This is a genomic window from Pedobacter sp. MC2016-15, from assembly GCF_026239695.1.
Lineage (GTDB): Bacteria > Bacteroidota > Bacteroidia > Sphingobacteriales > Sphingobacteriaceae > Pedobacter.
Window position 1 is genome coordinate 465,235 of the sequence record NZ_JAPIVS010000004.1, and the last position, 24,102, is coordinate 489,336.

Below are 24,102 nucleotides of genomic sequence, written 5' to 3' on the forward strand. Positions count from 1 at the left end.
ATACCTATGGCTACCATACTCCAAATTGAAACAGCAACAGCAACATGTTCAGCTGCGCTCTCTCTGAATGGCGAAACGATCGCTTTAAAAGAACTTGCCGCCCAAAATATCCATGCAGGCAGTCTTACCCTGTTTATTGACGAAGTGATGCAGCAGGCAGGATTAGCCTATGCAGATCTGGATGCCATAGCAGTGAGTAAAGGTCCGGGATCTTACACCGGCTTGCGCATTGGGGTATCTACAGCAAAAGGGATTTGTTTCGCCGTGGACAGGCCACTTATTGCCATCAGCACACTGCAAATGATGGCGAAAGGTTTTTTGAACACCACAGCGGATTACCAGGGCCTGGTTTGTCCCATGATCGATGCGCGTAGGATGGAAGTGTTTACAGCCCTATATGATGCAGAGCTGGCAGAAATATTACCGGTAACTGCAAGTATTATTGATGAGCAATCTTACCAGGAGCAGCTGAAAGACCGTCACATTACCTTTATCGGCGATGGAGCGATGAAATGCAGTGAGGTCATTGTATCACCAAATGCTGAGTTCTCAGCAGTATCTTTCAATTCTGCTGCACATATGAGTCAGCTGGCATTTGAAGCCTTTAAAAGACAGAATTTTGAAGATGTAGCCTACTTTGAACCCTATTACCTGAAAGATTTTGTAGTTACACAGGCAAAAAAGAAGGTTTAATCACGGCCTTTGTGCTGAAAAACTTTAAAGATTCTTCTGAAGAAGCTGGTTTGTGTATCATCGCCTACGCCCGGCATATAACTGCTGTTCTGTGGGTGCTCTACGACAAATCCAAACTTGATGGCCAGACCCATGTATACAGAATCTCCATAATAGCCGGTATTGACTACCGCAGACTTTCTCAGCGAAGTTGATTTCAGGAGATTATCCGATCCCAGGAAAAATTCAAAATTTGGTGTCTGGTACATGGCTTGTGTGCCCAGCATCATGAATCCATTCATGTTATAGGTAGGGGAAAGGCTTACCGAAAATTCATTTCGTCTGAAGGTATTGACAAAAGCTGCATCGCCACCCTGATAAAACAGGTTTTTGGAGACGATCAAAGCAGGTGTATAGAAGTCGAACTTCCGGGATATCATGAAATCAGCCTTTGCATTGGTTGGTGTATAAAAACCTTTCTGTCTGTCTGATCTCACGAAAAGTTCATTCAGTTCATCTTCCAATGTGTTGGTATTGATAAATTCAGGATTATCCGGATCTATCGTTTCCCTGCCAACAGTCACCGCGCTGTTCACCATGAAATCATGTGAACGCTTGTTCCATTTGATAAATCCCAGGTCCTTGATATTAGCCATAATAAATATCCCGCTTTTTGCCTGGTAGGTAGTTCCCAGACTGAGCGACAAACCAGGGTTTTTAAAGCTTGGCAGAAAGGAATTTCTGTTGAGTTCCTTTGCCCGGAGGAAATTGGACCTGTAAGTTCCTGTTAAACCGACAGTGAGATCATCGGTTGCAGGATTAATCGTCAGGCTGGAATTGCTGACATCTATCTGGTTATAGGTAATACCGCTCAGTAAGCTCAGTTTGGCTCCAAAGGCCAGTCGTTTGTTGAGATTTTCGCGATAGGTGACGCTAAACTGGTGGTAAGACTGCCCAAATCCGTTGCCGTTGAGTAAGCCGGTTTGCGAATTGGTAAACCTGTTGTAATCGCCAAAAACTACCAGTGTCTCGTTGGTATAGTCTGCAAATGCATCCGAACGTACCTGCCATGAAAAGCCCAGTTCCTTGTTGTATTTGTAGGACTGGAACATCCTGAAGGTAAGCAGATATACATTGGAGCTCTGAAAAAGTTTATTCCTGTTATTGTTGCCGATCAGAATGTTATCCGTGTTATAGGTGCTGTTCCTGATCAGGTCGCTCAGTACATATTTGGAATCCCCTTTATTTGCGGCATTTAAGCCGAAATAAGGTAAAAAGAAATTGGAGGCGAACTGACGTGATGAATCCAGCACAAATGCTTTCTGGGCAGGATTTTCAAAAGCATCAAAGAGTGTTTTTGTATTAAACAGTCCGTATTGTTGTGCCTTAAGCTGTGTAAAGGATATTAATAAAGCACAGATAAGTAAGTATCTTTTCACCATAGTCTGAAAGCGTTTTTAAATATGGGCATTTTAATTGATGATATCCGCATCATCTTTAACAGAAACGGAAGTATTAATTAATAAATTGGTTTGGAATGCGGCCTTATCGCCATTGAGCTGATAAATCAGCGCACTGAAATTCCCGAGGCCTTTGTCTGCCAGAAAGTGTCTGTAATAGGGAGTATATACGTTTTTTCTGATGATGTCAGTGGAATTTTTGTGGTTCACATAAAAAGTAATACTTGCCGTATTCGAAATCTGGGCAAAAAGATCGGTATAGTCTGCTGTACTTACCAGCAGCTCATTTGTCCTGTACAGACGGAGAAAATCCTGAAGAGTAGAAGGACTGTTGGCAAAAACCATATTGTTATCAATAATCGTGTAATAGGGCTTGCTGAATTTTTTGAAAGGCTCCCCGAAATAGCAGTACAGCAGCTCAGGAACTTTCAACTGCTGGATGTCTTCATTGTAATTTGTACTGAGATCAATCAGCAGTTGTTTCACTTTATCCCCGTTACTGAGGTTAACAGCACCGAGGTTTTCAGCAGACTGAAGCTGGAAGGTGATCAGCTGATCTTTAAAATATTTTGGAAATATTCCTTCAGGATCAAGACGGTAAGTTTGTTCAATACGCTCAATCGTCTTTTTAATCTTCTGATCTTCCTTGTGCAGTTTAAACCAGTCTTTCAGCGAATTGCGCCAGGACTTGTAATCGGGAATGGAGTATAATCTGAAGTTTGCTGTACTCAGCGGCAGCAGGTTATCAATCGTGCTTTTTTGCGGGGTCGTGTTCGCAAACAGATTGAGGTAATTACTTGTCTGATTGAGTTTTGTAGTTCCGCTGAAAAACAGCCGCTCCCTGCTGAAATTATAATTCAGTGCAGCAAATGAATCCTGGTGGTTTAACAGGGACGTATTGCCATATAAGCTGCCAGGGATCACAGACTTGATCAGCCGGGGGATCTTGTTATAATCGATAAAGAGATTGCCTACGCTATTTTTTCCAAGTTTATTGTTGAGTTTAATAAACTTCATAAAGGCCGTAGCATCTTCAGGAGCTTTAGCCGACAACCCTGCTCTCACGAGTTCCTCTGTGCCTGATAGCAGCACCAGGTTTTTTTCGATGCCCAGATAAAATCCGGTGCTGTCATTGAGTGTAAGCCTGAGGATTCCGGCCGTATCAGTGACCTTAATGCCGGCAGCCTGCAGTGCCTCCAGGACAACAGGCTTTTTCTGCTCCCGGATCAGCTGCGTGCTGACAAGGTAGTTGATGTCTTTGTTTTTACCACCTGAAAAACTGATAAATACATCTTTGTTGGCAATCAGCCCATTGATAGCCGGTTTGGATATCACCAGATCTTTGAGCAAACTCAGGGATCTGAACTTTTCTTCTCCCAGCAGCTTTTCAAAGAGGTCTTGTCCCTTTAAGATCTCGAAAATGCTTTTGTCATTATGGATACAAAATACCAGTCCGGAGTTTGCCGTGGCAGCCTGCAGGCTGATATCATTATAGGAACTCTCGCTGTTCAGCCTGGAAAAATACAGGTAGGCCATGCCAGACATCGCAAGCAGTAATATAATTAAAGTGAGGTATATCCTTTTCATTTGTATTTAAGCAAATTTAATTTAATAGTTGGATTACTAAGAAAATGCAAACAGGTTTCTTAATTTTGTGGCAGCGAAAAAAGCGAATTGAATGAATAGACGGATAATTTTAACTGCTTCTTTTTTTGGTGCAGTCGCAGTAATGTTCGGTGCTTTTGGTGCCCATAGTTTAAAAAATGTGCTATCTCCTGACCAGCTTGCCATATGGACAAAAGGAATTGAATACCAGTTTTACCATACGTTTGCCTTACTTTTCTTGTCCACCTTTGCAAGGTTCAGAACAAAGCTGGTAGATATTTCTTATTTCTGTTTTACACTAGGTATTGTGCTGTTTTCAGGTTCACTTTATCTGCTGGCAACCAGGGAAATCACCCATCTTGGATTTGTAAATATTATTGGTCCTGTAACGCCTTTAGGTGGCCTCCTGCTGATTGCCGGCTGGGCTATGCTCTTTTTTGCCGCTTTAAAAAACAGATAGATGCAGGAAACTAATGATATAGATTTTACCGAAAGAGACACCCTCTTTATCGAAGTGATATTGCCGCTGTCCCTGTCAAAAAACTATATCTACCGCGTACCCTTTCATCTGAATGAACATACGGCTGTAGGCAAACGCGTGATCGTTCAGTTTGGCAAGAACAAGATCTATACTGCACTGATCAAAAGTATCAGTCAGACGGCGCCTGAGCTGTATGCTGCAAAATATATTATCGATGTGATCGATGAACATCCGGTAGTGAACACGCTGCAACTGCAGTTCTGGGAATGGATGACGGAATATTATCTCTGCAATGAGGGGGATGTGATGTCTGCAGCATTGCCTGCCGGATTAAAACTGGCGAGTGAGACGATCATTATCCTCCGTGAGGAAATCAACCACCAGGAGCTTTTTGTGACGGACAAGGAGTCTGTACTGATCACTGCCCTGGAAAAACAAAAGCGGCTGACAGTAGACCAGATCTCTGCACTTTTAGGTCAGAAGACGGTATTTCCCATTATCCGCTCCTTACTCGATAAGGAGATTGTGTACATCGCAGAAGAGGTGGTTGAAAAATATCGCCCCTTGTTGAAGTCGTACCTGACCTTAAACGATTTTTATAAGGAGGAAGGTAACTTCAGGCAATTATTCGAGGTGCTGGAGCGTGCCCCCAAACAATTGGATGCCCTGCTGGCCTATATCAAATTGTCTAAATCCGGCCAGGATATTTCCCGTCTGCAACTGCTGGAAGAAAGCAATTGCGGGCAGGCAGCACTGAAAGCATTGCTGGACAAAGAGATCTTCAGCCTGCACAAAAAGGCGGTGAGCCGTTTGCAGGATGAGAATGATGATCTCATCCTTAATTTTAAACTGAGTGAGGCACAAACTGCCGCGCTCACAGGTATTAAAACAACATTTGAGTCGAAAGACGTCGTGCTGCTCCATGGGATTACGGCTTCGGGTAAAACTCAGGTTTATATCAAACTCATTGAAGAGGCGATAGCCAATGGCGGGCAGGTCCTTTTCCTGCTCCCTGAAATTGCACTTACCACCCAGATTGTGGAGCGTATCAAGCGCTATTTCGGCGATGCCATTGGGGTATATCATTCAAAATTTAACGACAACGAACGTGTAGAGATTTGGAACCATGTCATGAGCGGAAAGTACAGGATTGTGCTCGGTGCCCGTTCATCTGTGTTTCTGCCCTTCAATGATCTGAAACTGATTGTAGTGGATGAAGAACATGAGTCATCCTATAAACAGAACGAACCCGCGCCAAGATACCAGGCAAGGGATGCCGCAGTATATCTTGCGCATCTCCATAAAGCAAAAATTGTACTGGGTTCGGCGACGCCCTCCATAGAAAGTTATTACAATGCCCTCAGTAAGAAATATGGTCTGGTCACGCTGACTGAAAGGTTTGGCGGGGTAGAGCTTCCCATACAGGAAGTGGTGAGTATCTCCGAAGAAACAAAGCGGAAAAAAATGGTTTCCTATTTTTCCAGTGTCCTGGTTGATGATATTACTGCTACACTAGAGAAAAAAGAACAGGTGATATTGTTTCAGAACAGGAGGGGATATGCGACCATCATGATTTGCAAAACCTGTGGCTTTGCGCCAAAATGTGTCAATTGTGATGTCAGTCTAACCTTCCATAAAAGCAGTGGCAAACTTCATTGTCATTACTGTGGTTACCATGAGAGCAGCATGAATATCTGCCCCGCCTGCGGATCGGTACATATCGAGCAGAAGGGTTTTGGTACAGAGCGTATCGAAGAAGAGCTGAGCCTGATTTTCCCCAACGTGAAAATCGCCAGGCTGGATGTAGACAGTACCAGAACGAAAAATAGCTTGCAGAAGATTATTGGCGATTTCCAGGAGAAAAAGACGGAAATCCTGATCGGTACGCAGATGGTGGCCAAGGGACTGGATTTTGATAATGTGACGCTCATTGGGGTAATCAACGCGGATACGCTGCTCAACTATCCTGATTTCAGGGCTTTTGAACGTAGTTATCAGCTCCTGGCACAGGTTGCCGGCAGAGCGGGGCGAAGGGATAAACAGGGTAAGGTATGTATACAGGCCTATGACGATGATCACCGGATTATCAAGCAGGTGGTGGAAAATGATTATCTGGCCATGTACAATGATGAAATTGAAGAAAGGAAACTCTATCATTATCCGCCATTTACAAGGCTGATATTTATCAATATCAAACACAAGGACTCTAATCTGCTGAACGCTTCCTCAGCGCATTTTGCGACTATGCTGCGCTCGCAGCTGGGAAACAGGGTTTTAGGGCCGGAGCAACCTCTGGTATCCAGGATCAGGAACTACTATATCAAACAACTGATCATCAAATCAGATAAATCTGATGCGATCCAAAAAGTGAAAGCCGTGATCAAACAAACGATCACTGATTTTAACAGTGAGAAAGCATATAAAGGCGTTATCATTCAGATCGATGTAGATCCGTATTAATAATATGCTCATAAAAACCTGAGTTTTCCCGCTTAAAAAAGTATTTTTGAGATTCAATGGCTTATAAATTTGTAGACAATTACCGGGAAAGAGGAGCGCGTAAAAAGCTGGTGGAACATCTGGCATCAAGAGGGATCACCGATAAGCGGGTATTAAATGCTATAGGTAAAGTTCCCCGGCATTTCTTTTTTGATGAGACCTTCTGGAACCAGGCTTATAAGGATATTGCATTCCCAATTGGCGACGGACAGACGATATCACAGCCTTATACGGTAGCTTATCAGAGTGAACTGCTACATATCAGCAAGGGAGATAAGGTGCTGGAAATTGGTACCGGATCAGGATACCAGACCTGTATACTGATGGAGCTGGGAGCCGAGGTGTACACCATTGAAAGACAGGAAAGCATTTACAGACATACTTTGAAAGTGCTTCCGGGCATGGGATACAAGGCCAATTTCTTTTTTGGCGACGGCTCCATGGGGATCGCATCACACGCTCCCTATCATAAGATCATTGTTACTGCCGGTGCTCCCTTCGTGCCAGAAATTCTGCTGAAACAGCTAAAGATCGGCGGTATATTGGTGATTCCGGTTGGGGATGAGCGTTCCCAGACGATGGTGACCGTAATCCGCATCAGCGAAACGGAATATGAAAAGTTTGAGCTCGATACCTTCAGGTTTGTGCCGCTGGTGGGGGATCAGGCCTGGTAAAACTAAACCTTCATGGCACGATCCATTTCCCTTTTGGATTCGCGGTCTTTGATACTATCTCTTTTGTCAAATTCTTTCTTACCCTGCGCCAGTGCGATCTCAATTTTGGCGTAACCCCTGTCATTGGTATAAATCCGTAGCGGGACGATGGTATATCCTTTTTCTTCACTTCTGAATTTCAGCTTTTTCAACTCTTTTTTCTGCAGCAGCAGTATCCTGTCGCGCTTGATGTCATGGTGGTGAAAAGAACTGTGGCTATATTCAGAGATGTGCAGGTTTCTTACATATAATACATTACCGATAAACATACAGAATGCATCAGTCATATTGGCTTTGCCTTGTCTGATGGCCTTTATTTCTGTTCCCAGCAGGGCCAGTCCGGCATCATATTTTTCAACAATACTGTAATCGAAGTAGGCTCTTTTATTTTTTATTTGAATATCGTTCTTCATAGAATTTACAAATATAAACTATTTTCCATAGCTGTGGGTTATCTTACCACCAAAACCGGAATGGTTACTTTGTGCCTGACAGACTCAACAGTAGTGCCAAATATAAGGTCTTTTAAACCTTTATGTCCGTGTGCTCCCATAACCAGCAGTTGCAGCCCGTTGTTTTTACTGATTTCAGCAATTGCAGATGCGGTACTGCCAAAACCGATATGAGGAAAGGCATGAAATCCAAGCTCTGCCAGGTTCTGACAGTACTTATCGAGATTTTCTGCATCACTCAGGGTCTCATGATCCATCGTGGCCTTACCGTGATACCTTGCAGCAGCAGTCTCCACGACATGTATCAAATGATATTTTGCGCCTTTTCCTCCCTGAATCAGGGCATGTCTGATGGTATTGCGGTCATTCTTTGAAAAATCTACCGTAATGCCAATCGTGTGGTAACTGATTTTTTCTATATGCGCTATGTCAAGCGCACCGCCGTGGGGCACGTTATTTTTAATCTTGCTCCGGGCAACCAGTGGATATACAAATACATAGACAAGCAGCAGTCCAATGAGGATGGCTCCGGGAACTACAAGTGTATTGATATACCATCCGCCGGATGCGGTTGCCCAGCCGGTAATTTCTTCAATCACCAGTTTGATGTTCAGCAGAACGATCGCCCCTGCACTTAACCAAGCCAGGATCTTTACCCATAACTTAATGGCAAAGCCCTTCATTTCCTTTTTATCGGAGGTAAAATGAATCAATGGAATCACTGCAAATCCGAGCTGTAAGCTCAGTACCACCTGACTCAGGATCAGTAATCCGCTCAATGCATCATCCCCGAAATAGAGAATGGTGAAAAATGCGGGGATGATCGCCAGTAAGCGGGTGATGAGTCTGCGTAACCAGGGTTGTATCCTCAGGTTGATATGCCCTTCCATAATGATCTGTCCTGCGAGGGTACCAGTAACTGTTGAGCTTTGTCCCGCCGCAATCAGTGCCAGTGCGAACAGGGTAGGGGCAACTCCACCGAAAATGTTGCCCAGCAATTTGTAGGCATCCTGTATTTCAGCAACTTCATGCAGTCCGTTTTTGTAAAAGGCTGCGGCAGCGAGGATCAGGATAGCAGCATTCACAAAAAATGCCAGGTTGAGTGCCACGGCTGTATCAATGAAGTTGAATTTTATAGCTTCTTTAATGCCTTTCTCATCGCGCTCAAACTTTCTGGTTTGCACCAGTGAAGAATGCAGGTACAGGTTGTGCGGCATTACAGTAGCGCCGATGATTCCTATGGCGATGTAGAGTGCCTCGCCTGATAGCACAGAGGGCTTTAGTCCCCCGATGATCTCCTTTACCGAAGGCTCTACGATAAACATTTCCACTAAAAATGATAAGCCTACTATGAACACCATGGAAACAATAAAGACTTCCATTTTGCGCATTCCCTTGTTCATGAGGAACAACAACAGCACGGTGTCGAAGATTGTAATGCTGATCCCCCAGATCAATGGCAGATTAAACAAGAGGTTCAGACCTATTGCCATCCCGATGATTTCTGCAAGGTCACATGCTACGATGGCTGTTTGGGCAAGCGCAAATAAAGGGATATTAGCCCATTTTGGATAGGCGTTCCTGGAGGCCTGTGCGAGGTCGAGCCCCCGCACAATACCCAGCCGGGCGCTGAGCGACTGTAACAGCAGGGCAATGAGATTGGACATCAGCAGTACCCATATCAGCTGATAGCCAAATTTACTACCCCCGGCAAGATCTGTTGCCCAGTTCCCCGGGTCCATATAGCCTACACTAACTAAGTAGGCGGGGCCGATAAAGGACAGTATCCTTCGCCAGCCGGTACGTTTACTGGTATTTACACTTTGATGGACTTCGCTTAACGATTCTGCATTCTTCATCTTACTCCTGAGCTATTTATAATTTACGAGGATGCGCTGTGTTACCTCTTTGCTTACATTAATTTTCTTTCCGTCTACCAATAATTCTACTGAACCATCATAATCCGCTATTTCCTCAATTTCTATCAGGATCCCTATGGTAAGTCCCAGTCTTTCCAGATGTTTTAAGAAAGCTGAAGTATATTCATTGACACCGATGATGACTCCTTTATCCCCTCTGGACATCTCATGCAGATGGATATTCTGATCTGGTTCAAAAATGCCGTTATGATCAGGAATGGGATCGCCATGAGGGTCCCGTTTAGGGAAGCCCAGAAATTCGTCCAGCCGTTCTACCAGTAAGCCGGAGTTGATATGTTCCAGTTCTTCTGCAATCTCGTGCACTTCGTCCCATTTGAACTTTAGTTTTTCCACCAGAAAAACTTCCCACAAGCGGTGTTTTCTGATGACACTTACAGCCGTTGTCTTGCCTTTGTCGGTCAGTGTTACGCCCTGATATTTGATATAATCTATCAATTGTTTATCAGAAAGTTTTTTCAGCATATCTGTGACCGATGCTGCACGGGTTTTCATTCCTTCAGCAATTGCATTGGTCTGAACGGGACTGTCATTAAGCTGTGATAAATGGTAGATCGTTTTAAGGTAGTTTTCTTCGGTGAAAGAATGCATTCTGGTAGTCTAATTGAATATTTAGATAAATCTAAAAATTTTCTTATAAAATAATGCATAATTTTAATGATATTTTTTAGAATTAAATTTGGTAAATAAGCTGTCGTTATTCTACCTTTGAGTTCAAGATCCAGGAAAATGGCAACAGAATTAGATAAAATAGATTTTAAAATACTTAGACTTTTACAGGAAAACGGAAGAATAACCAATCTACTTTTATCACAGGAAATTGGCTTATCGCCGGCTCCTACACTGGAGAGGGTAAGAAAGCTGGAGATGTCAGGCTTTATCAAAAGCTATCATGCATTGGTGGATGAAGAAAAGCTGGGTTTGGGTATCAAAACCTTTATTCAGGTTCAGCTGGATTTTCACAAAAACAATACGATCCAGATATTTCTGGATGAAGTAAACCAGATCAAGGAGATTACGGAATGCCATCATGTAACCGGTCAGGCAGATTTCCTGCTGAAAGTTTATGTAAGTGATATCAAAGCCTACGAACGGCTGATCATGGATAAGATCAGCAAGATTAGTGTGGTGAAAACATTTCAGACGATGATGATCATGTCTACCACCAAGAAGGAACCTATTGTACCGTTGGAATACTAGTCATTAATAAAAAAACCTCTTAAATTTATTTAAGAGGTTTTTTTATGCAATCAACTATCAGCTGATTTGCCAGTTTATTGGCTTTTTGCCATTTGCAATTAATGCTGCATTCGTTTTTGAAAATGGTTTGCTGCCAAAAAATCCGTTATATGCCGAAAAGGGTGATGGGTGGGCAGATTTGATTACCGTATGTTTTTGTTCGTCAATTAAGATCGACTTGTTCTGGGCGAATTTGCCCCACAATAAAAACACCAGTCCTGTTTTTTGTTTGGACAGCTGACTGATCGCCTGATCTGTAAATGCTTCCCAGCCTTTGCCCTGATGGGAGCCTGCCTGGTGCGCACGGACAGTAAGACTGGCATTCAGTAATAGCACGCCTTCTTCTGCCCACTGTGTAAGTTGCCCGTGGTTTGGTGCGGTAAATCCCTCGATATCCGTTTCCAGTTCCTTATAAATATTTTTTAAAGAAGGTGGGGCAACCACACCCTTTTTAACGGAGAAGGAGAGCCCGTGTGCCTGACCTTCACCATGATAAGGATCCTGGCCCAGGATTACTACTTCTACCTTGTCAAATGGGGTATAATTAAAGGCATTAAAGATATCCGCATTTTTTGGAAAGATTGTTTGCCCTGCTTCTTTTTCCTGTACCAAAAAGGCCTTGAGGTCTTTCATGTATTGTTTTTCAAATTCAGGTTCCAGGACTTTTAACCAACCCGGTTCTAATGCTGCTGACATTTTTCTATATTTTTGTTAATATTTGTACCATATCACTTTCAAGTGTATGCGTTGGTGCTTCAATAATACGACCAATTTCCTGATCATTTTCCATAAAGATGAAAGTAGGAACACTGATGATGTTGAGCTGATCAATTAAGCCCGCCTCTGCCTTTTTCATCTCATCAACGCAAATCTGGGATATACTGTTTTCAGGAATACCTGCATCATCAGCAATTTTATAAAAATGAGATACATGTAACCTGGAATCGCTGCACCAGGTACCAAGGACAATCAGTATATGTTTATCCCGGAGCAGGGGCTTCAATTGTTTCAATGTTTCCTGATCCGGAACATAGGAAAAATATGCTGAATCGTATTTTTCCTTCATTTCTGCCACAGAGAGAATTTCCTCCCGGGTTGCACTATTTTGAACCATTTGTCCTGAGTATTTTATGAGACATTTTTCCCTTTTGCTTTTAGGATAACAAATATAGGCAGGAATGTTTCACATCACCCTGATGGCAACGATTAATTATTATTTTACCTCTGGTATTTGGTATATAAACACGATATTTGCAGTAAAAATATAATTAAAATTTGATATGCCAAACATAGTAAGACTTATAGCGGGTTTTGTGATATTGGGTGCTGCCATAGCACTGATGATATTCGGTTTTTGGGGTTGGGGTGTTCTGGCCCTGCTGATTAGTCTGCTGATCATCGTTACCTTTTTCTATAATGAGAATATGCTCCTAGCACAATGGTTTTTACGTAAAGACGATATGGTAAAAGCTGAGCTTTATTTGAGAAGGATCACCGATTATGAATCGCAATTGATCAGGATCCAACATGGTTACTATCAGTTATTGATGGGACTGATTGAATCCAGAAAAGCGCCAATGCAATCGGAGAAGTATTTTAAGAAAGCACTGTCCCTTGGAATGCAGATGGACCATAATGTTGCCCTGGCCAAATTGAGTCTGGCGGGTATTGCAATGGGAAAAAGAAACAAAAGGGAAGCTCAGATGTACCTGACTGAAGCAAAGAAAGCAGATAAGAATAAACTACTTGCCGATCAGATTAAACAGATGAAAGATCAGTTGGGAATGCTGGACAAACAGCAGCAGGTAAGATACAGCAGATAATTAAAGAGATTCATTTGATGAAATAAAAATAGCCACAGACGTGGCTATTTTTATTTCTCGTTTAAACTGTCAAAATTTTCGTTCTCGTTCAGTCCGCCCCTGCTGATGATATCATCATCCATATACTCCTTACTTTTGCTAAAGAATAATTGCTCAGACTGAATTCTTTTGATCAGCTGACGGATCAGCGAGAGGTCAAAAGCATCTTTGCTTAATTTGATGCAGTATTCGTTTTCGGTAATTTCCAGACTAGAGTTATTCATAGCTTTACAAATTATTTGTGTCTGGTAAAAATAGAAAAGGCCTGCCATAATACGTTATGGCAGGCCTTTAAGTCTTTGTTATCTTTGTGTTAAGAAAACCAGGCAGTTACATCTTCTTTCGAAGGCATAGTTAAATCCAGTTTTAGTTTCTTACGCATTCCGCCAAGGTCGTTGAATACTTTATTGGCGTTTGCTCCTGCAAGATCCTCGATGGTATTAAAACCCATTTTTCTGATCACCTGAACCCATTCGGCAGGTATTCCGGCGTTTACGAAATCTTCATCAGTGGTTACTTTAGCTTTTTTCTCCGGTCTCATCTGTGGGAAGAAGAGCACTTCCTGAATAGTCGACTGGTTGGTCATCAGCATCACCAGACGGTCGATACCGAATCCTAATCCTGAAGTTGGCGGCATACCGTATTCCAGGGCACGTACAAAGTCGTCATCCATTGCCATTGCCTCATCATCACCTCTGTCGGCAAGTTTCATCTGGTCTTCAAAACGCTCTTTTTGGTCAATAGGATCATTGAGCTCTGAATAGGCATTCCCAATCTCCTTACCCATCACAAATATCTCGAAGCGCTCCACCAGACCTTCTTTAGTCCTGTGTTTTTTAGCCAGCGGAGTCATCTCAATAGGGTAGTCGGTAATAAATGTAGGCTGGATCAGGTTCGCTTCAACTTTTTCGCTGAACAGTTCATCAATCAACTTCCCGCGGCCCATTGTAGAGTCTACTTCTATATTCAGGCTTTTACAGGTGGCAACCAATTCCTCTTCGGTCATCGCTGATACATCAATACCTGTATACTTTTCTATCGATTCGTACATGGTTAATTTCTCATACGGCCCTGCAAAATTGATTTCCTGTGCGCCAACTTTTACTAGCGGAGAGCCATGGATTGCAACTGCAACCTTCTCCAGGCATTCTTCAACCATAGCCATCATCCAGATATAATCCTTATAAGCCACATAGATTTCCATGCCGGTATATTCTGGGTTATGCGTGCGGTCCATACCTTCATTTCTGAACATTTTGCCGAACTCATAAACCCCATCAAAGCCTGCAACGATCAGCCTTTTCAGGTAAAGTTCGTTTGCAATTCTGAGATACAAGGGCATATCCAGCGTATTGTGGTGCGTTTCAAACGGTCGTGCCGCGGCGCCACCATGGATAGCCTGGAGGATAGGTGTTTCTACCTCCATCCAGCCCTGCTGGTCAAAGTAATTCCGCATGGTGCTGATCACCTTTGAACGGTTGATGAAAATCTGTTTAAAGTCAGGATTTACAGTCAGATCTACATAACGTTGTCTGTATCTCAGTTCGGGATCTGTGAACCCATCATATATATTGCCTTCCTCATCCCGTTTTACAACAGGAAGTGGTTTAAGTGATTTTGATAATAAAGTGAATTGTCTGACATGGACTGAGATCTCACCGGTTTGTGTAGTGAAAACATATCCTTTAATGCCAATGAAATCGCCGAGGTCAAGAAGTTTCTTGAAAACAGTATTGTAAAGTGTTTTATCTTCATCCGGGCAAAGATCATCCCTCTTGAGGTAGACCTGGATACGGCCTGATGAATCCTGCAGTTCAGCAAAGGCGGCACTGCCCATAATACGCCTGGTCATGATTCTGCCAGCAAAACTTACATTTTGATAAGCTTCCTTATTGTCCTCAGTATAATTTGCTAAGATATCTGCAGCATTTGTATTGATCTCATAACCCTCTGCAGGATATGGGTCAATTCCCAGTTCACGCAACTGTACCAGCGCATTTCTGCGCAATATTTCTTGTTCTGATAGTCCTGTACTCATATGTTCAGCAAAAATAGTAAAATAGAAGGTTGTTTTTCAGAAAATTCTAATCAGCCTCTACAGATGCTGTGTACATCTCCGTAATGCTTTCGGCATATTTCTTTTCCACTACCTTCCGTTTGATTTTCATGGTAGGGGTAATCTCACCTTCCTCCATGCTGAACGGGTTTCTTTTTACCATGAAATTTTTGATGCGCTCAAACTTGGCCAGCTCTTTGGAGAAGAGTTTAATATCCTGGCTGATCCATTCAATAATCTCAGGATCAGTGATGAAAACTTCCGGGGCATCGAAAAACTCATTGGGCATTCCAAATTTTTCCTGCATGCCCTCCCTGTTGGGAATGATAATCGCAGTGAGGTATTCCCGTTTATCGCCAATCAGAAAAATCTGTTCTATTTTGAGACTTTTCAGGTAAATGTTCTCTACGGGAGTAGGGTATACATTTTTACCATATGCATTGACGATCATGTTTTTGAGTCGGTCAGTAATTTGCAGATAACCTTTATAGAACCTGCCGATGTCACCGGTATGGAACCAGTCATCTTTATCGATCGCCTCTGCGGTCTCTGCCGGCTTATTGAAATAGCCCTGCATCACACAATGTCCGCGCACAATAATTTCCCCTTCCGGACATTCAAAGTTCTCATCAAAGGTATCATGGGTCTGTATGTTGATAATCTCTTTGGTTTCAATGTTCTGAATACCTACTTCGATACCCGGAATTACTCTTCCTACAGTTCCGTAAACTTGTCTGTCAGCCTCACTGAAGGTCATTACCGGCGAAGTCTCAGTTAAACCAAAACCCTCGCAGACCTTAATACCAAGATTCCCAAAGAACTCTCCGACATTTTTTGGTAAGGCTGCTCCGCCGGAAATCAGAAACTTTAATCTTCCGCCGGTTTTTTCCTTGATCTTACTGAAGACCAGCTTTTCTGCGATCATTTTCTCGGTGGAAAGCAACAAGCCCGGGGTTTTTCCGGCTTCCAGTTTTTGACGGTAATTCTTTCCCGTTTCCATAGCCCAGAGAAAGATCTTAGCTTTCATACCGCCATCAGCGGTTCCGCTTTTAAAAGCCTTGTCATGGATACGTTCGAGCAGGCGCGGTACGCAGTTCATCACTGTCGGCCTTACTTCAGCCATATTTTTAGCTAACAGTTCAAGACTTTGTGCAAAGGCCATGGTGCAGCCCGCCATACAACAAACATGGTAGGTGCCGGTGCGTTCAAATACGTGCGACAAAGGCAGGAACGAAAGGAACACATCATTCTTTTCAATAACCTTCATCTGATCAAGACATACTTTGACGTTTTCAACAAAGTTATTGTGTGATAACATAACTCCTTTAGGGGTACCTGTTGTGCCTGAAGTGTAAATGAGCGAGGAGATGTCTGAGGTTTTTATGGCATTCCGGATATTTGTGATTTCCTGACTGAAATGAGCGAATTTCCGCTTACCGGTCTGGAGGACTTCTTCAAAGCTGATGATCTCAGCTTTCAGTCCGGCAGGCAGTGGTACTTTTCCATATTCAGGGAAAGCGGGAATGATATATTGCAGTTGCCTGCAGTTATTAGCTATTTTTAATATCTTTTTAAAAAGAAAAGTATTACCAACAAGAATGGCCTTCATCCCGGAATCGTTGATGATATATTCAACCTCATGTTCCGAGAGGGTTGGGTAAATGGATACATTCACCGTATTGATCTGTTGTATCCCCTGATCGTAAAAAATATAGTCGGCACCGTTTTCTATCATCAGTCCCATCCGGTCTCCTTTTGTAATCCCCTTATCGAGAAAGAAAGCAGAGACTGCATCAGCATTTTCCAGGGTAGTTTTAAATGAGATGTTTTCCCATTGATCTGCTTTTTTATGAACAAGAAAAGTAGATTCAGGAGAATGAATACTTTCCACTACATTCCGTAATAAACTGGGAACAGTAGAGATTTTATCTGATGATGGCATATCGAGTGTTTTTGCGAATGCAATAATAGAGATTTTATCATACTAACGCAAAAAGGGCGCATAAGCGCCCTTCAGATCGTTTGGTGATGCTTAGACAGCGAAACTTTCCCCACATCCGCATGAACGCGTAGCATTGGGATTGTTAAAGGCAAAACCTTTTCCGTTTAGGCCATCCGTAAAATCAAGTTCAGTACCTGCCAGATATAAAAATGATTTCATATCTAGTGCAATACGTACTCCTTTATCTTCAAAAAATTGATCGTCTTTCTTTTCTTCGTTATCGAAATCCAGATTATAACTTAATCCGGAACAGCCGCCGCCTTTTACCGAAACGCGTAAAAAGTAGTCGGTATCCATCTGAGATTCCTGCATCAAGTGATCAATTTTGCTTTTGGCTTTTTCTGTGATAGTGATCATATGCTTGTATATTAATAGTTTAAGGCAGCTAAAATGATGCCATGTATTTAAATTGCTAACTTAGGTAATATTTTGTACTGTTCCTTTAGTAAAACTTTCCCAAAGGGGAGACAGCTCCCTGAGATGGTCAACTGCTTTCCTGATCTCCTCAATGGCGAAATCTATCTCCTCCTCAGTGCTGAAACGGCCAAGTCCAAACCGGATGGAGGAATGTGCAAGGTCATCAGAGATACCCATACTTTTTAAAACATATGAAGGTTCCAGTGAAGCCGAAGTACAGGCAGAGCCAGAGGATACTGCAAGATCTTTCATGGCCATCATGAGGCCCTGGCCTTCGACATGTCTAAAAGACAGGTTACTGACATGAGGCAGGCGGTGTTGAATGTTTCCGTTTACATAGCTCTCCTCAATTTGTGTAAGTGCGTTTTCCATTTTGTCACGCAGGGAAGAAAGGCGCTTTGCCTCCGCATCCATTTCCAGGCGGCATAGTTCACATGCTTTTCCCAACCCAACAATGCCGGGTACGTTTAAAGTGCCGGAGCGCATACCACGTTCATGGCCCCCGCCATCGAGCTGGGCAGTAATCTTCACTCTTGGGTTTTTACGGCGTACATATAGGGCGCCAACGCCTTTGGGGCCATACATCTTGTGCGCACTGAAGGCCAGCAGGTCTATCCCGTCGGCCTGAACATCAACCGGGATCTTGCCAACCGCCTGAGTGGCATCCGTCATCAGTAAAGCACCAAATTTATGTGTGATAGCCGAAATTTCTTTGATGGGTTGAACAACCCCTGTTTCATTATTGCCATACATCACAGCAACCAGGATCGTCCTTTCGGTCATTGCAGCTTCCAGTTCTGTAAGATCAATCAGGCCATCCTCCTTTACGCTGAGATAGGTAATTTCAGCACCGGATTTCTCCAGATGTTTGCAGGTATCCAGGACAGCTTTATGCTCGGTGGCCACGGTAACGATATGATTACCTTTTTCGTGATACATCTCATATACCCCTTTGATGGCGAGATTGTCGGCCTCTGTAGCACCTGAGGTAAATATAATCTCTTTATCATTACAGCCAATTAATTGAGCTGCCTGTTCCCGGGCATAATCTACGGCTTCTTCTGCAACCCATCCAAAAGCATGGCTGCGGCTGGCTGCATTGCCGAATTTAGTGGTGAAATAGGGCAACATGGATTCCAGCACCCTTGGATCAAGGGCTGTAGTCGCATTATTATCAAGATATATCGGAAGTTCCATTGCGCCAGAATTATTCGTTCGAATGATACAAATGTACCAAAAAATCAACCGTGGTATTATGAACACAGCTTCAAAACATGCATTTTTACATTTTTCTAACCTTATCTGAAGATGAATAAAATTGAGCATATCGGCATTGCCGTAAAAGATCTGGATCTGTCCTGCGATCTTTACGAAAAGTTGCTGGGCAGTCCTGCTTATAAGCGTGAGCTGGTCGCTTCGGAAAAGGTTGCTACAGCTTTTTTTAAAACAGGAGAAAATAAAATAGAACTGCTGGCTGCCACTGCCGAAAATAGTCCGATAGCAACATTTATCGCAAAAAAAGGAGAGGGGATACATCATATTGCATTTGATGTGGAAGATATTTATGCCGAAATGGAGAGACTCAGAAAGGCCGGTTTTATATTATTGAACGACGAGCCAAAGCCTGGTGCAGATCACAAGCTGATCTGTTTTCTGCACCCTAAAGGAACCAATGGTGTACTGATAGAATTATGTCAGGAGAGGAATGATACAGAAAAAATTAATGACACAGGAAATGGATGATATCAATGCGCTCAGCAGGATTATAGGGAAGGATTTTGAGTTGGAGGAACAACTTTCGGAGGAGCTGATCAGGAATAAAATGATCCATGCCTTTAGCTGGCTGCTGGATAATGATATCTCCAGGATGATGAATATTTTGTACCGGGCCGATGTAGATGAGGAAAAACTGAAATCTCTGCTCATGGGACGTTCTCAGCTTCCTTCTGCAGAAGTGATTGCAGATGAATACATTAGAAGGCAGAAACAGAAAGTGGAAACCTGGAAGAAGTATAGTACATAATTTTTCATTAATTCTTGTATATAAAAAATATAATTAGGATATTTGCATCCTTCAAAATAAGCGACAAATAAGTATAAAATTCATATGAAAAAAGATCTTCACCCGTCAAACTATAGATTCGTAGTATTTAAAGATATGTCTAACGAATATGCTTTCTTAACTAAATCTTGTGTAGAGACTAAAGAAACTACTACCTGGGAAGATGGTAATGAGTACCCTCTGTATAAATTAGAGATCTCCCACACTTCTCACCCGTTTTACACTGGTAAAATGAAACTGGTAGATACTGCTGGTCGTATTGATAAATTCAAAACACGTTACGCTAAGAAATAATTGTAACCATATAGGAAATTATTTAAAGTCCCGGTGCTTATGCTTCGGGACTTTTTTTATTTTTGTCAGGTTCAATTAACAAAGAGATACGCATGAGGATTAATTTATTTGACGACAATTCATGGTTATCGCTGCGGCCATTGACCTTCACAAGACCGGTAGCTGATTTGCGTCTGGGAATCTTAACGATTGCCGAAAAATGGGCAAAGTATGCTGGTCATGAGCCGGGCTTCCTGACTACAGGTTACCTGTCTGCGAAATATCCCGCGCATTCCGATGCCGATACTTTTGTTAACGGTGCCATTTGTCCCGATGAAGCGCTTTTTGCCGCGATTGAGCAGCTTAAAAGTGGTGAGGTCTTGCTGAAAGACACACTCGTGCTGGCCTATAAAGTAAATGCGGGTGAAGCGGATAGTTTAAGGCAGTCGACCGACCTCCGTCCACTGAACTATGCCGGTTCGTTTACCCATATCGTGCATCCCGAAGATATCTTCATGAATAATGACACCGAGCTGAGAGCAGATTTTTCCTTGCTGACCAGAGGCAGGACTTCTGTGGTGCTGAGTGCTACCAATACAGTATTGGGCGATCAGATTTTTGCAGAAGAAGGGGCCGAAGCAGAATGTGCCACCTTTAATACGCTGACCGGACCTGTATACCTCGCTAAAAACTCCCAGGTATGGGAGGGTTCACACATCAGAGGTTCATTTGCGCTCTGTCATGATTCGAATGTGAAAATGGGCAGCAAGATCTACGGACAAACGACTATAGGTCCTCATAGTACGGTTGGAGGGGAAATAAAAAATGCAGTGATATGGGGTTATTCTGCCAAAGGGCATGAAGGATACCTTGGTAATTCTGTCATGGGTGCCTGGTGTAATATCGGCGCAGACAGCAATAACTCCAATCTGAAAAATAACTATTCAGAGGTAAAACTCTGGGATTATGAACAAAAGGGTTACCGTAAAACAGGACTCCAGTTTTGTGGCCTGATCATGGCCGATCACGTCAAATGTGGGATCAATACCATGTTCAATACGGGGACTGTAGCAGGAGTGGGAGCCAATGTTTTTGGCGGAGGCTATCCACCTAATTTTATTCCTGACTTTTCCTGGGGAAGTACCCAGGGAGTTGAAGTGTATAAACTCAATAAAATGTTTGAAACCACTCAAAAGGTATTTGAACGCAGAAATATTGAGTTTAATCAACTCGAAAAAGATATCTTGGCCAAGATTTTTGAATTCACTGAAATTTTTAGACGATCTTAATAGAGAGTTTTTTACTTTAGCATCTATAAGTGTACACAATGTGCTCATTGGAAATATAATATAACGAATAAATAACGTTTAGAATAATATATACAACAGATATAACAACAGATTAATTATGAGAAAGAAAATAGTAGCAGGAAATTGGAAAATGAATACAGATTATGCAGAGGGTATTGCTCTGTTTTCGGAAATCGTTAACATCGTAAGAGATGAAAAAAAAGGCGACCAAATTGCTATCATATGTGCTCCGTACATTCACCTGAACAGCGTTGCTAAGTTAGGTGGTGAAACTGTAAAAATTGGTGCTCAAAACTGTCATCAGAATGAAAGTGGTGCTTACACAGGGGAGATCTCAGCGAAAATGATCAAATCTGTTGGTTGTGAATACGTAATTATTGGTCACTCGGAGCGTCGTCAGTATTTTGCTGAAAATGATGCGCTGCTTGCTGAAAAAACTAAAATTGCTTTGGCTAACCAACTGACGCCTATTTTCTGTATCGGTGAAACACTTGATGAAAGAAATAATGGTAACTTCTTTGAGATTCTGAAAAACCAGCTGGTAAACGGACTTTTTGTATTAAGCGCTGAGGATTTCTCGAAAACTGTAATTGCGTACGAGCCGGTATGGGCTATTGGTACAGGTTTAACGGCTACGGCTGAACAGGCACAGGAAGTACATGCATTTATACGTGCCGAAGTTGCTACGCAGTACAATGCTGCTGTTGCTGAAGAAACTTCGATTTTATATGGGGGCAGCTGTAACCCTAAAAACGCAGCGGAATTATTTGCTCAGAAAGATATTGACGGCGGACTGATCGGTGGTGCTTCACTGAAATCACGCGACTTTGCCGATATCGTTAAAACATTCAATGCTTAATGCAATACATACAGGTCACATTTAGTTTCGTCAGCATTCAGGAATATCAGAAGGACCTTCTGATCAATGAGCTGGCGGAAATTGGCTTCAATACCTTTGAAGATACGTCTGACGGGTTCTCGGCATTTATAGATAATGACAGTTACCGGCAGCAAAGTCTTACTGATGCTCTGATACAATTTGAGGACGAGTTTGAATATGCCTATACCGTCACGGAAATTGCAGCTGAGAACTGGAATGAAGAGTGGGAAAAGAACTTTGAACCACTTGTAATTGACGACCGCTGTTATGTGCGGGCAACATTTCATGAAGCACAGCCGCAGTATACCTACGAGATTGTTATCGATCCGAAGATGGCTTTTGGTACAGGACATCATCAGACAACAACGATGATGATGCAGTATATCCTCGATGCAGATGTTGCCGGCAAAGTAATTCTGGATATGGGTGCCGGAACAGCGATCCTGGCCATTCTCGCCTCTAAAATGGGTGCTGAAGAACTGACAGCTATTGATAATGATGAGGTATGTTATTTAAGTGCAAAGGAAAATTCTGCGCTGAATAATATCAGTAATATTACTGCGCTCTGGGGTGGGAAAGAAGTGATACCAGAACGCGAATTTGATATCATCCTTGCAAATATTAACCGGAATATCCTGTTGGATCAGATACCGGTTTACGCCAGTGTACTTAAAGATGGTGGTGATATTTATTTCAGCGGATTTTATGAGTCTCCTGATCTGGAGATGATTACTGAAGCCTGCAAAGCCTTAAATATATCCTATTGCGATCATAAAAAGATCGGAGATTGGGTAGCTGCACATTTTAAAAAACTAAAATGAGAATACATTTTATCGCTATAGGTGGAAGTGCAATGCACAATCTCGCGATCGCTTTACATAAAAAAGGGTTTGAAGTGACCGGATCTGATGACGCGATCTTCGAACCATCAGCAGGCAGGCTCGCACGCTTCGGGCTGCTGCCGCAGGAAATGGGCTGGCATCCTGAAAGGATCAGCGGGGAGCTGGATGCTGTCATCCTGGGTATGCATGCCTTTATTGATAATCCTGAGCTACTTCGTGCACAGGAGCTTGGACTTAAGATATATTCTTATCCGGAATATATTTATGAGCAGACTAAGGATAAGCTGAGGGTGGTAATTGGGGGAAGTCATGGTAAAACTACGATCACCTCCATGATCCTTCATGTGCTTAATTTCCATGGGAAGGATTTCGACTATCTTGTGGGAGCGCAGCTGGAAGGCTTTGATACCATGGTGAAGGTTACGGATTCTGCCCCTATGATCATTATTGAGGGTGACGAGTACCTGGCTTCACCAATTGACAGACGACCAAAATTTCATCTTTACAAAGCAAATATTGCAGTAATTAGTGGTGTGGCCTGGGATCATGTTAATGTTTTTCCTACTTTTGGGGAATATATGCTTCAATTCGAAGCATTTATTAATACGATTCAGCCCGGTGGAAAATTAATCTATTGTGAGACTGATAAAGAATTACGTAATATTGTTGAAGTGAGTAACAGTGAAATTACTAAAATAGGGTACGATATTCCTCCTCATGACGTTAAATTTGGAGTAACGCACCTACTTCCGCAAGATTTGCCGCTGAAAGTTTTTGGCGATCATAATCTGATGAATTTAAGTGCTGCGAAATTGGTTTGTAGAGAACTGGGCATAAATGAAGAAGGCTTTAATGAGGCAATAATTTCATTTAAAGGCGCTGCAAAAAGACTTGAGGTGTTATTTTCTGAAAATAACACCACAGTTTTCAAAGATTTTGCACACTCGCCCTCCAAGGTTAAGGCCACAGTTGAGGCGGTAAAGTCACAATTTGAGGAAAGAAAGTTAGTAGCGTGTGTAGAATTACACACATTTAGTAGTTTAAATAAAAATTTTTTACTACAATATGCAGATACGATGATCCAAACAGATAATCCTATCGTATATATTGATGAAAAAACATTTCAACAAAAAAAAATTACACCGTTCAGTGAAATAGATGTTCGAACAGCATTCAGAAACGATCGGCTTACTTTTTTTGATAATGCCAATACTCTTGAGCAATATTTAAGAGGATTAAATTTTAAAGATACCAACCTTCTCATGATGAGTTCGGGGAACTTTGGTGGCATGGATTTAATCAGATTGGCACGTGAGTTGAATATTTAAAAGAACAAAACA

The 24,102-nt window shown here is 42.4% G+C and carries 25 protein-coding genes; 13 read left to right on the forward strand and 12 right to left on the reverse strand.

The window, feature by feature from the left end:
• The first annotated feature begins 6 nt into the window (after window positions 1–6).
• A complete protein-coding gene (tsaB, locus tag OQY15_RS14685; RefSeq protein ID WP_265792548.1) occupies window positions 7–693 on the forward strand; it encodes a tRNA (adenosine(37)-N6)-threonylcarbamoyltransferase complex dimerization subunit type 1 TsaB in 687 nt (228 codons plus the stop codon).
• Here the strand turns inward: tsaB and OQY15_RS14690 are convergent.
• Both OQY15_RS14690 and OQY15_RS14695 read right to left on the reverse strand, forming a co-directional pair.
• Entirely contained in the window at window positions 690–2,114 is a 1,425-nt protein-coding gene (locus OQY15_RS14690; protein WP_265792549.1) for a DUF5723 family protein, read from the reverse strand. The two genes, tsaB and OQY15_RS14690, sit on opposite strands and share 4 nt — an antisense overlap.
• 30 nt (window positions 2,115–2,144) lie before the next feature.
• Window positions 2,145–3,719 carry a hypothetical protein gene (locus tag OQY15_RS14695; protein ID WP_265792550.1) on the reverse strand — a complete coding sequence of 525 codons (1,575 nt, stop codon included), beginning with the start codon at window positions 3,717–3,719 and terminating at the stop codon, window positions 2,145–2,147.
• A 91-nt stretch (window positions 3,720–3,810) separates the two neighbouring features.
• Here OQY15_RS14695 and OQY15_RS14700 point away from each other — a divergent pair, with 91 nt between their 5' ends.
• From OQY15_RS14700 to OQY15_RS14710, 3 genes are read left to right on the forward strand one after another with little or no spacing between them, the layout of a single operon-like run.
• On the forward strand, window positions 3,811–4,197 hold the full coding sequence (locus OQY15_RS14700; RefSeq protein WP_265792551.1) for a DUF423 domain-containing protein: 387 nt from the start codon (window positions 3,811–3,813) through the stop codon (window positions 4,195–4,197).
• A complete protein-coding gene (priA, locus tag OQY15_RS14705; protein WP_265792552.1) occupies window positions 4,198–6,678 on the forward strand; it encodes a primosomal protein N' in 2,481 nt (826 codons plus the stop codon). It abuts the gene before it with no gap.
• Between the two features lie 56 nt (window positions 6,679–6,734).
• Window positions 6,735–7,391, forward strand: coding sequence for a protein-L-isoaspartate(D-aspartate) O-methyltransferase (locus OQY15_RS14710; RefSeq protein WP_265792553.1), 657 nt, complete (start codon window positions 6,735–6,737; stop codon window positions 7,389–7,391).
• Window positions 7,392–7,393: 2 nt separating this feature from the next.
• Here OQY15_RS14710 and smpB read toward each other — a convergent pair whose 3' ends face one another.
• From smpB to OQY15_RS14725, 3 genes are read right to left on the reverse strand one after another with little or no spacing between them, the layout of a single operon-like run.
• Window positions 7,394–7,843: an SsrA-binding protein SmpB gene (gene smpB, locus OQY15_RS14715; protein WP_265792554.1), complete on the reverse strand. Its 450-nt coding sequence runs from the start codon at window positions 7,841–7,843 to the stop codon at window positions 7,394–7,396.
• Window positions 7,844–7,881: 38 nt separating this feature from the next.
• Complete coding sequence (locus OQY15_RS14720; RefSeq protein WP_265792555.1) at window positions 7,882–9,741, reverse strand: Nramp family divalent metal transporter; 1,860 nt, start codon at window positions 9,739–9,741, stop codon at window positions 7,882–7,884.
• Window positions 9,742–9,753: 12 nt separating this feature from the next.
• Window positions 9,754–10,410 (reverse strand): metal-dependent transcriptional regulator, encoded by a 657-nt coding sequence (locus tag OQY15_RS14725; protein ID WP_265792556.1) that lies wholly within the window; start codon window positions 10,408–10,410, stop codon window positions 9,754–9,756.
• A 138-nt stretch (window positions 10,411–10,548) separates the two neighbouring features.
• Here OQY15_RS14725 and OQY15_RS14730 point away from each other — a divergent pair, with 138 nt between their 5' ends.
• Window positions 10,549–11,019 (forward strand): Lrp/AsnC family transcriptional regulator, encoded by a 471-nt coding sequence (locus OQY15_RS14730; RefSeq protein ID WP_090554417.1) that lies wholly within the window; start codon window positions 10,549–10,551, stop codon window positions 11,017–11,019.
• Window positions 11,020–11,076: 57 nt separating this feature from the next.
• Here OQY15_RS14730 and ung read toward each other — a convergent pair whose 3' ends face one another.
• Window positions 11,077–11,754, reverse strand: a complete 678-nt coding sequence (gene ung, locus OQY15_RS14735) for a uracil-DNA glycosylase (RefSeq protein WP_265792557.1) — start codon at window positions 11,752–11,754, stop codon at window positions 11,077–11,079.
• 4 nt (window positions 11,755–11,758) lie between these two features.
• Window positions 11,759–12,172 (reverse strand): thioredoxin family protein, encoded by a 414-nt coding sequence (locus OQY15_RS14740; protein WP_265792559.1) that lies wholly within the window; start codon window positions 12,170–12,172, stop codon window positions 11,759–11,761.
• A 166-nt stretch (window positions 12,173–12,338) separates the two neighbouring features.
• Between OQY15_RS14740 and OQY15_RS14745 the strand changes: the two genes are divergently transcribed.
• Entirely contained in the window at window positions 12,339–12,881 is a 543-nt protein-coding gene (locus tag OQY15_RS14745) for a DUF2892 domain-containing protein (protein WP_265792560.1), read from the forward strand.
• Window positions 12,882–12,931: 50 nt separating this feature from the next.
• On the opposite strand, the gene OQY15_RS14750 is transcribed toward OQY15_RS14745, so the two are convergent.
• From OQY15_RS14750 to OQY15_RS14770, 5 genes are all read right to left on the reverse strand, one after another.
• Complete coding sequence (locus OQY15_RS14750; protein WP_265792561.1) at window positions 12,932–13,144, reverse strand: hypothetical protein; 213 nt, start codon at window positions 13,142–13,144, stop codon at window positions 12,932–12,934.
• Between the two features lie 89 nt (window positions 13,145–13,233).
• Window positions 13,234–14,958 carry a lysine--tRNA ligase gene (lysS, locus tag OQY15_RS14755; protein WP_265792563.1) on the reverse strand — a complete coding sequence of 575 codons (1,725 nt, stop codon included), beginning with the start codon at window positions 14,956–14,958 and terminating at the stop codon, window positions 13,234–13,236.
• Between the two features lie 46 nt (window positions 14,959–15,004).
• The gene (locus tag OQY15_RS14760) at window positions 15,005–16,918 is read right to left on the reverse strand and encodes a long-chain fatty acid--CoA ligase (protein ID WP_265792564.1); all 1,914 of its coding nucleotides are present in this window, start codon (window positions 16,916–16,918) and stop codon (window positions 15,005–15,007) included.
• Between the two features lie 90 nt (window positions 16,919–17,008).
• On the reverse strand, window positions 17,009–17,335 hold the full coding sequence (locus OQY15_RS14765) for an iron-sulfur cluster assembly accessory protein (protein WP_265792565.1): 327 nt from the start codon (window positions 17,333–17,335) through the stop codon (window positions 17,009–17,011).
• A gap of 60 nt (window positions 17,336–17,395) precedes the next feature.
• Window positions 17,396–18,592 carry an IscS subfamily cysteine desulfurase gene (locus OQY15_RS14770; RefSeq protein WP_265792566.1) on the reverse strand — a complete coding sequence of 399 codons (1,197 nt, stop codon included), beginning with the start codon at window positions 18,590–18,592 and terminating at the stop codon, window positions 17,396–17,398.
• Window positions 18,593–18,703: 111 nt separating this feature from the next.
• Between OQY15_RS14770 and mce the strand changes: the two genes are divergently transcribed.
• From mce to OQY15_RS14805, 7 genes are all read left to right on the forward strand, one after another.
• Window positions 18,704–19,138, forward strand: a complete 435-nt coding sequence (gene mce, locus OQY15_RS14775) for a methylmalonyl-CoA epimerase (protein WP_265792567.1) — start codon at window positions 18,704–18,706, stop codon at window positions 19,136–19,138.
• Complete coding sequence (locus tag OQY15_RS14780) at window positions 19,119–19,418, forward strand: hypothetical protein (protein WP_265792568.1); 300 nt, start codon at window positions 19,119–19,121, stop codon at window positions 19,416–19,418. The genes mce and OQY15_RS14780 overlap by 20 nt, the downstream gene beginning before the upstream one ends.
• An 84-nt stretch (window positions 19,419–19,502) precedes the next feature.
• Entirely contained in the window at window positions 19,503–19,751 is a 249-nt protein-coding gene (locus tag OQY15_RS14785) for a type B 50S ribosomal protein L31 (protein WP_265792570.1), read from the forward strand.
• 92 nt (window positions 19,752–19,843) lie between these two features.
• The gene (locus OQY15_RS14790) at window positions 19,844–21,019 is read left to right on the forward strand and encodes a putative sugar nucleotidyl transferase (protein ID WP_265792572.1); all 1,176 of its coding nucleotides are present in this window, start codon (window positions 19,844–19,846) and stop codon (window positions 21,017–21,019) included.
• 118 nt (window positions 21,020–21,137) lie between these two features.
• Window positions 21,138–21,899 (forward strand): triose-phosphate isomerase, encoded by a 762-nt coding sequence (gene tpiA / locus OQY15_RS14795; protein ID WP_265792573.1) that lies wholly within the window; start codon window positions 21,138–21,140, stop codon window positions 21,897–21,899.
• Window positions 21,899–22,741: a 50S ribosomal protein L11 methyltransferase gene (gene prmA / locus OQY15_RS14800; protein ID WP_265792574.1), complete on the forward strand. Its 843-nt coding sequence runs from the start codon at window positions 21,899–21,901 to the stop codon at window positions 22,739–22,741. Before tpiA ends, prmA begins: the two co-directional genes overlap by 1 nt.
• Window positions 22,738–24,090 carry a Mur ligase family protein gene (locus tag OQY15_RS14805; RefSeq protein ID WP_265792575.1) on the forward strand — a complete coding sequence of 451 codons (1,353 nt, stop codon included), beginning with the start codon at window positions 22,738–22,740 and terminating at the stop codon, window positions 24,088–24,090. The genes prmA and OQY15_RS14805 overlap by 4 nt, the downstream gene beginning before the upstream one ends.
• Window positions 24,091–24,102: the final 12 nt, after the last annotated feature.

Excerpts from the sequence above, each read along its gene's own strand:
- OQY15_RS14785 (WP_265792570.1), top strand. The coding sequence starts at position 19,503 with ATGAAAAAAGATCTTCACCCGTCAAACTATAGATTCGTAGTATTTAAA.
- tpiA (WP_265792573.1), top strand. The coding sequence starts at position 21,138 with ATGAGAAAGAAAATAGTAGCAGGAAATTGGAAAATGAATACAGATTAT.
- OQY15_RS14725 (WP_265792556.1), bottom strand. The coding sequence starts at position 10,410 with ATGCATTCTTTCACCGAAGAAAACTACCTTAAAACGATCTACCATTTA.
- OQY15_RS14690 (WP_265792549.1), bottom strand. The coding sequence starts at position 2,114 with ATGGTGAAAAGATACTTACTTATCTGTGCTTTATTAATATCCTTTACA.
- OQY15_RS14760 (WP_265792564.1), bottom strand. The coding sequence starts at position 16,918 with ATGCCATCATCAGATAAAATCTCTACTGTTCCCAGTTTATTACGGAAT.
- smpB (WP_265792554.1), bottom strand. The coding sequence starts at position 7,843 with ATGAAGAACGATATTCAAATAAAAAATAAAAGAGCCTACTTCGATTAC.
- OQY15_RS14790 (WP_265792572.1), top strand. The coding sequence starts at position 19,844 with ATGAGGATTAATTTATTTGACGACAATTCATGGTTATCGCTGCGGCCA.
- OQY15_RS14700 (WP_265792551.1), top strand. The coding sequence starts at position 3,811 with ATGAATAGACGGATAATTTTAACTGCTTCTTTTTTTGGTGCAGTCGCA.
- OQY15_RS14695 (WP_265792550.1), bottom strand. The coding sequence starts at position 3,719 with ATGAAAAGGATATACCTCACTTTAATTATATTACTGCTTGCGATGTCT.
- OQY15_RS14730 (WP_090554417.1), top strand. The coding sequence starts at position 10,549 with ATGGCAACAGAATTAGATAAAATAGATTTTAAAATACTTAGACTTTTA.
- OQY15_RS14805 (WP_265792575.1), top strand. The coding sequence starts at position 22,738 with ATGAGAATACATTTTATCGCTATAGGTGGAAGTGCAATGCACAATCTC.
- OQY15_RS14710 (WP_265792553.1), top strand. The coding sequence starts at position 6,735 with ATGGCTTATAAATTTGTAGACAATTACCGGGAAAGAGGAGCGCGTAAA.
- OQY15_RS14740 (WP_265792559.1), bottom strand. The coding sequence starts at position 12,172 with ATGGTTCAAAATAGTGCAACCCGGGAGGAAATTCTCTCTGTGGCAGAA.
- OQY15_RS14745 (WP_265792560.1), top strand. The coding sequence starts at position 12,339 with ATGCCAAACATAGTAAGACTTATAGCGGGTTTTGTGATATTGGGTGCT.
- prmA (WP_265792574.1), top strand. The coding sequence starts at position 21,899 with ATGCAATACATACAGGTCACATTTAGTTTCGTCAGCATTCAGGAATAT.
- OQY15_RS14720 (WP_265792555.1), bottom strand. The coding sequence starts at position 9,741 with ATGAAGAATGCAGAATCGTTAAGCGAAGTCCATCAAAGTGTAAATACC.
- OQY15_RS14765 (WP_265792565.1), bottom strand. The coding sequence starts at position 17,335 with ATGATCACTATCACAGAAAAAGCCAAAAGCAAAATTGATCACTTGATG.
- priA (WP_265792552.1), top strand. The coding sequence starts at position 4,198 with ATGCAGGAAACTAATGATATAGATTTTACCGAAAGAGACACCCTCTTT.
- mce (WP_265792567.1), top strand. The coding sequence starts at position 18,704 with ATGAATAAAATTGAGCATATCGGCATTGCCGTAAAAGATCTGGATCTG.
- OQY15_RS14770 (WP_265792566.1), bottom strand. The coding sequence starts at position 18,592 with ATGGAACTTCCGATATATCTTGATAATAATGCGACTACAGCCCTTGAT.
- lysS (WP_265792563.1), bottom strand. The coding sequence starts at position 14,958 with ATGAGTACAGGACTATCAGAACAAGAAATATTGCGCAGAAATGCGCTG.
- OQY15_RS14780 (WP_265792568.1), top strand. The coding sequence starts at position 19,119 with ATGACACAGGAAATGGATGATATCAATGCGCTCAGCAGGATTATAGGG.
- tsaB (WP_265792548.1), top strand. The coding sequence starts at position 7 with ATGGCTACCATACTCCAAATTGAAACAGCAACAGCAACATGTTCAGCT.
- ung (WP_265792557.1), bottom strand. The coding sequence starts at position 11,754 with ATGTCAGCAGCATTAGAACCGGGTTGGTTAAAAGTCCTGGAACCTGAA.
- OQY15_RS14750 (WP_265792561.1), bottom strand. The coding sequence starts at position 13,144 with ATGAATAACTCTAGTCTGGAAATTACCGAAAACGAATACTGCATCAAA.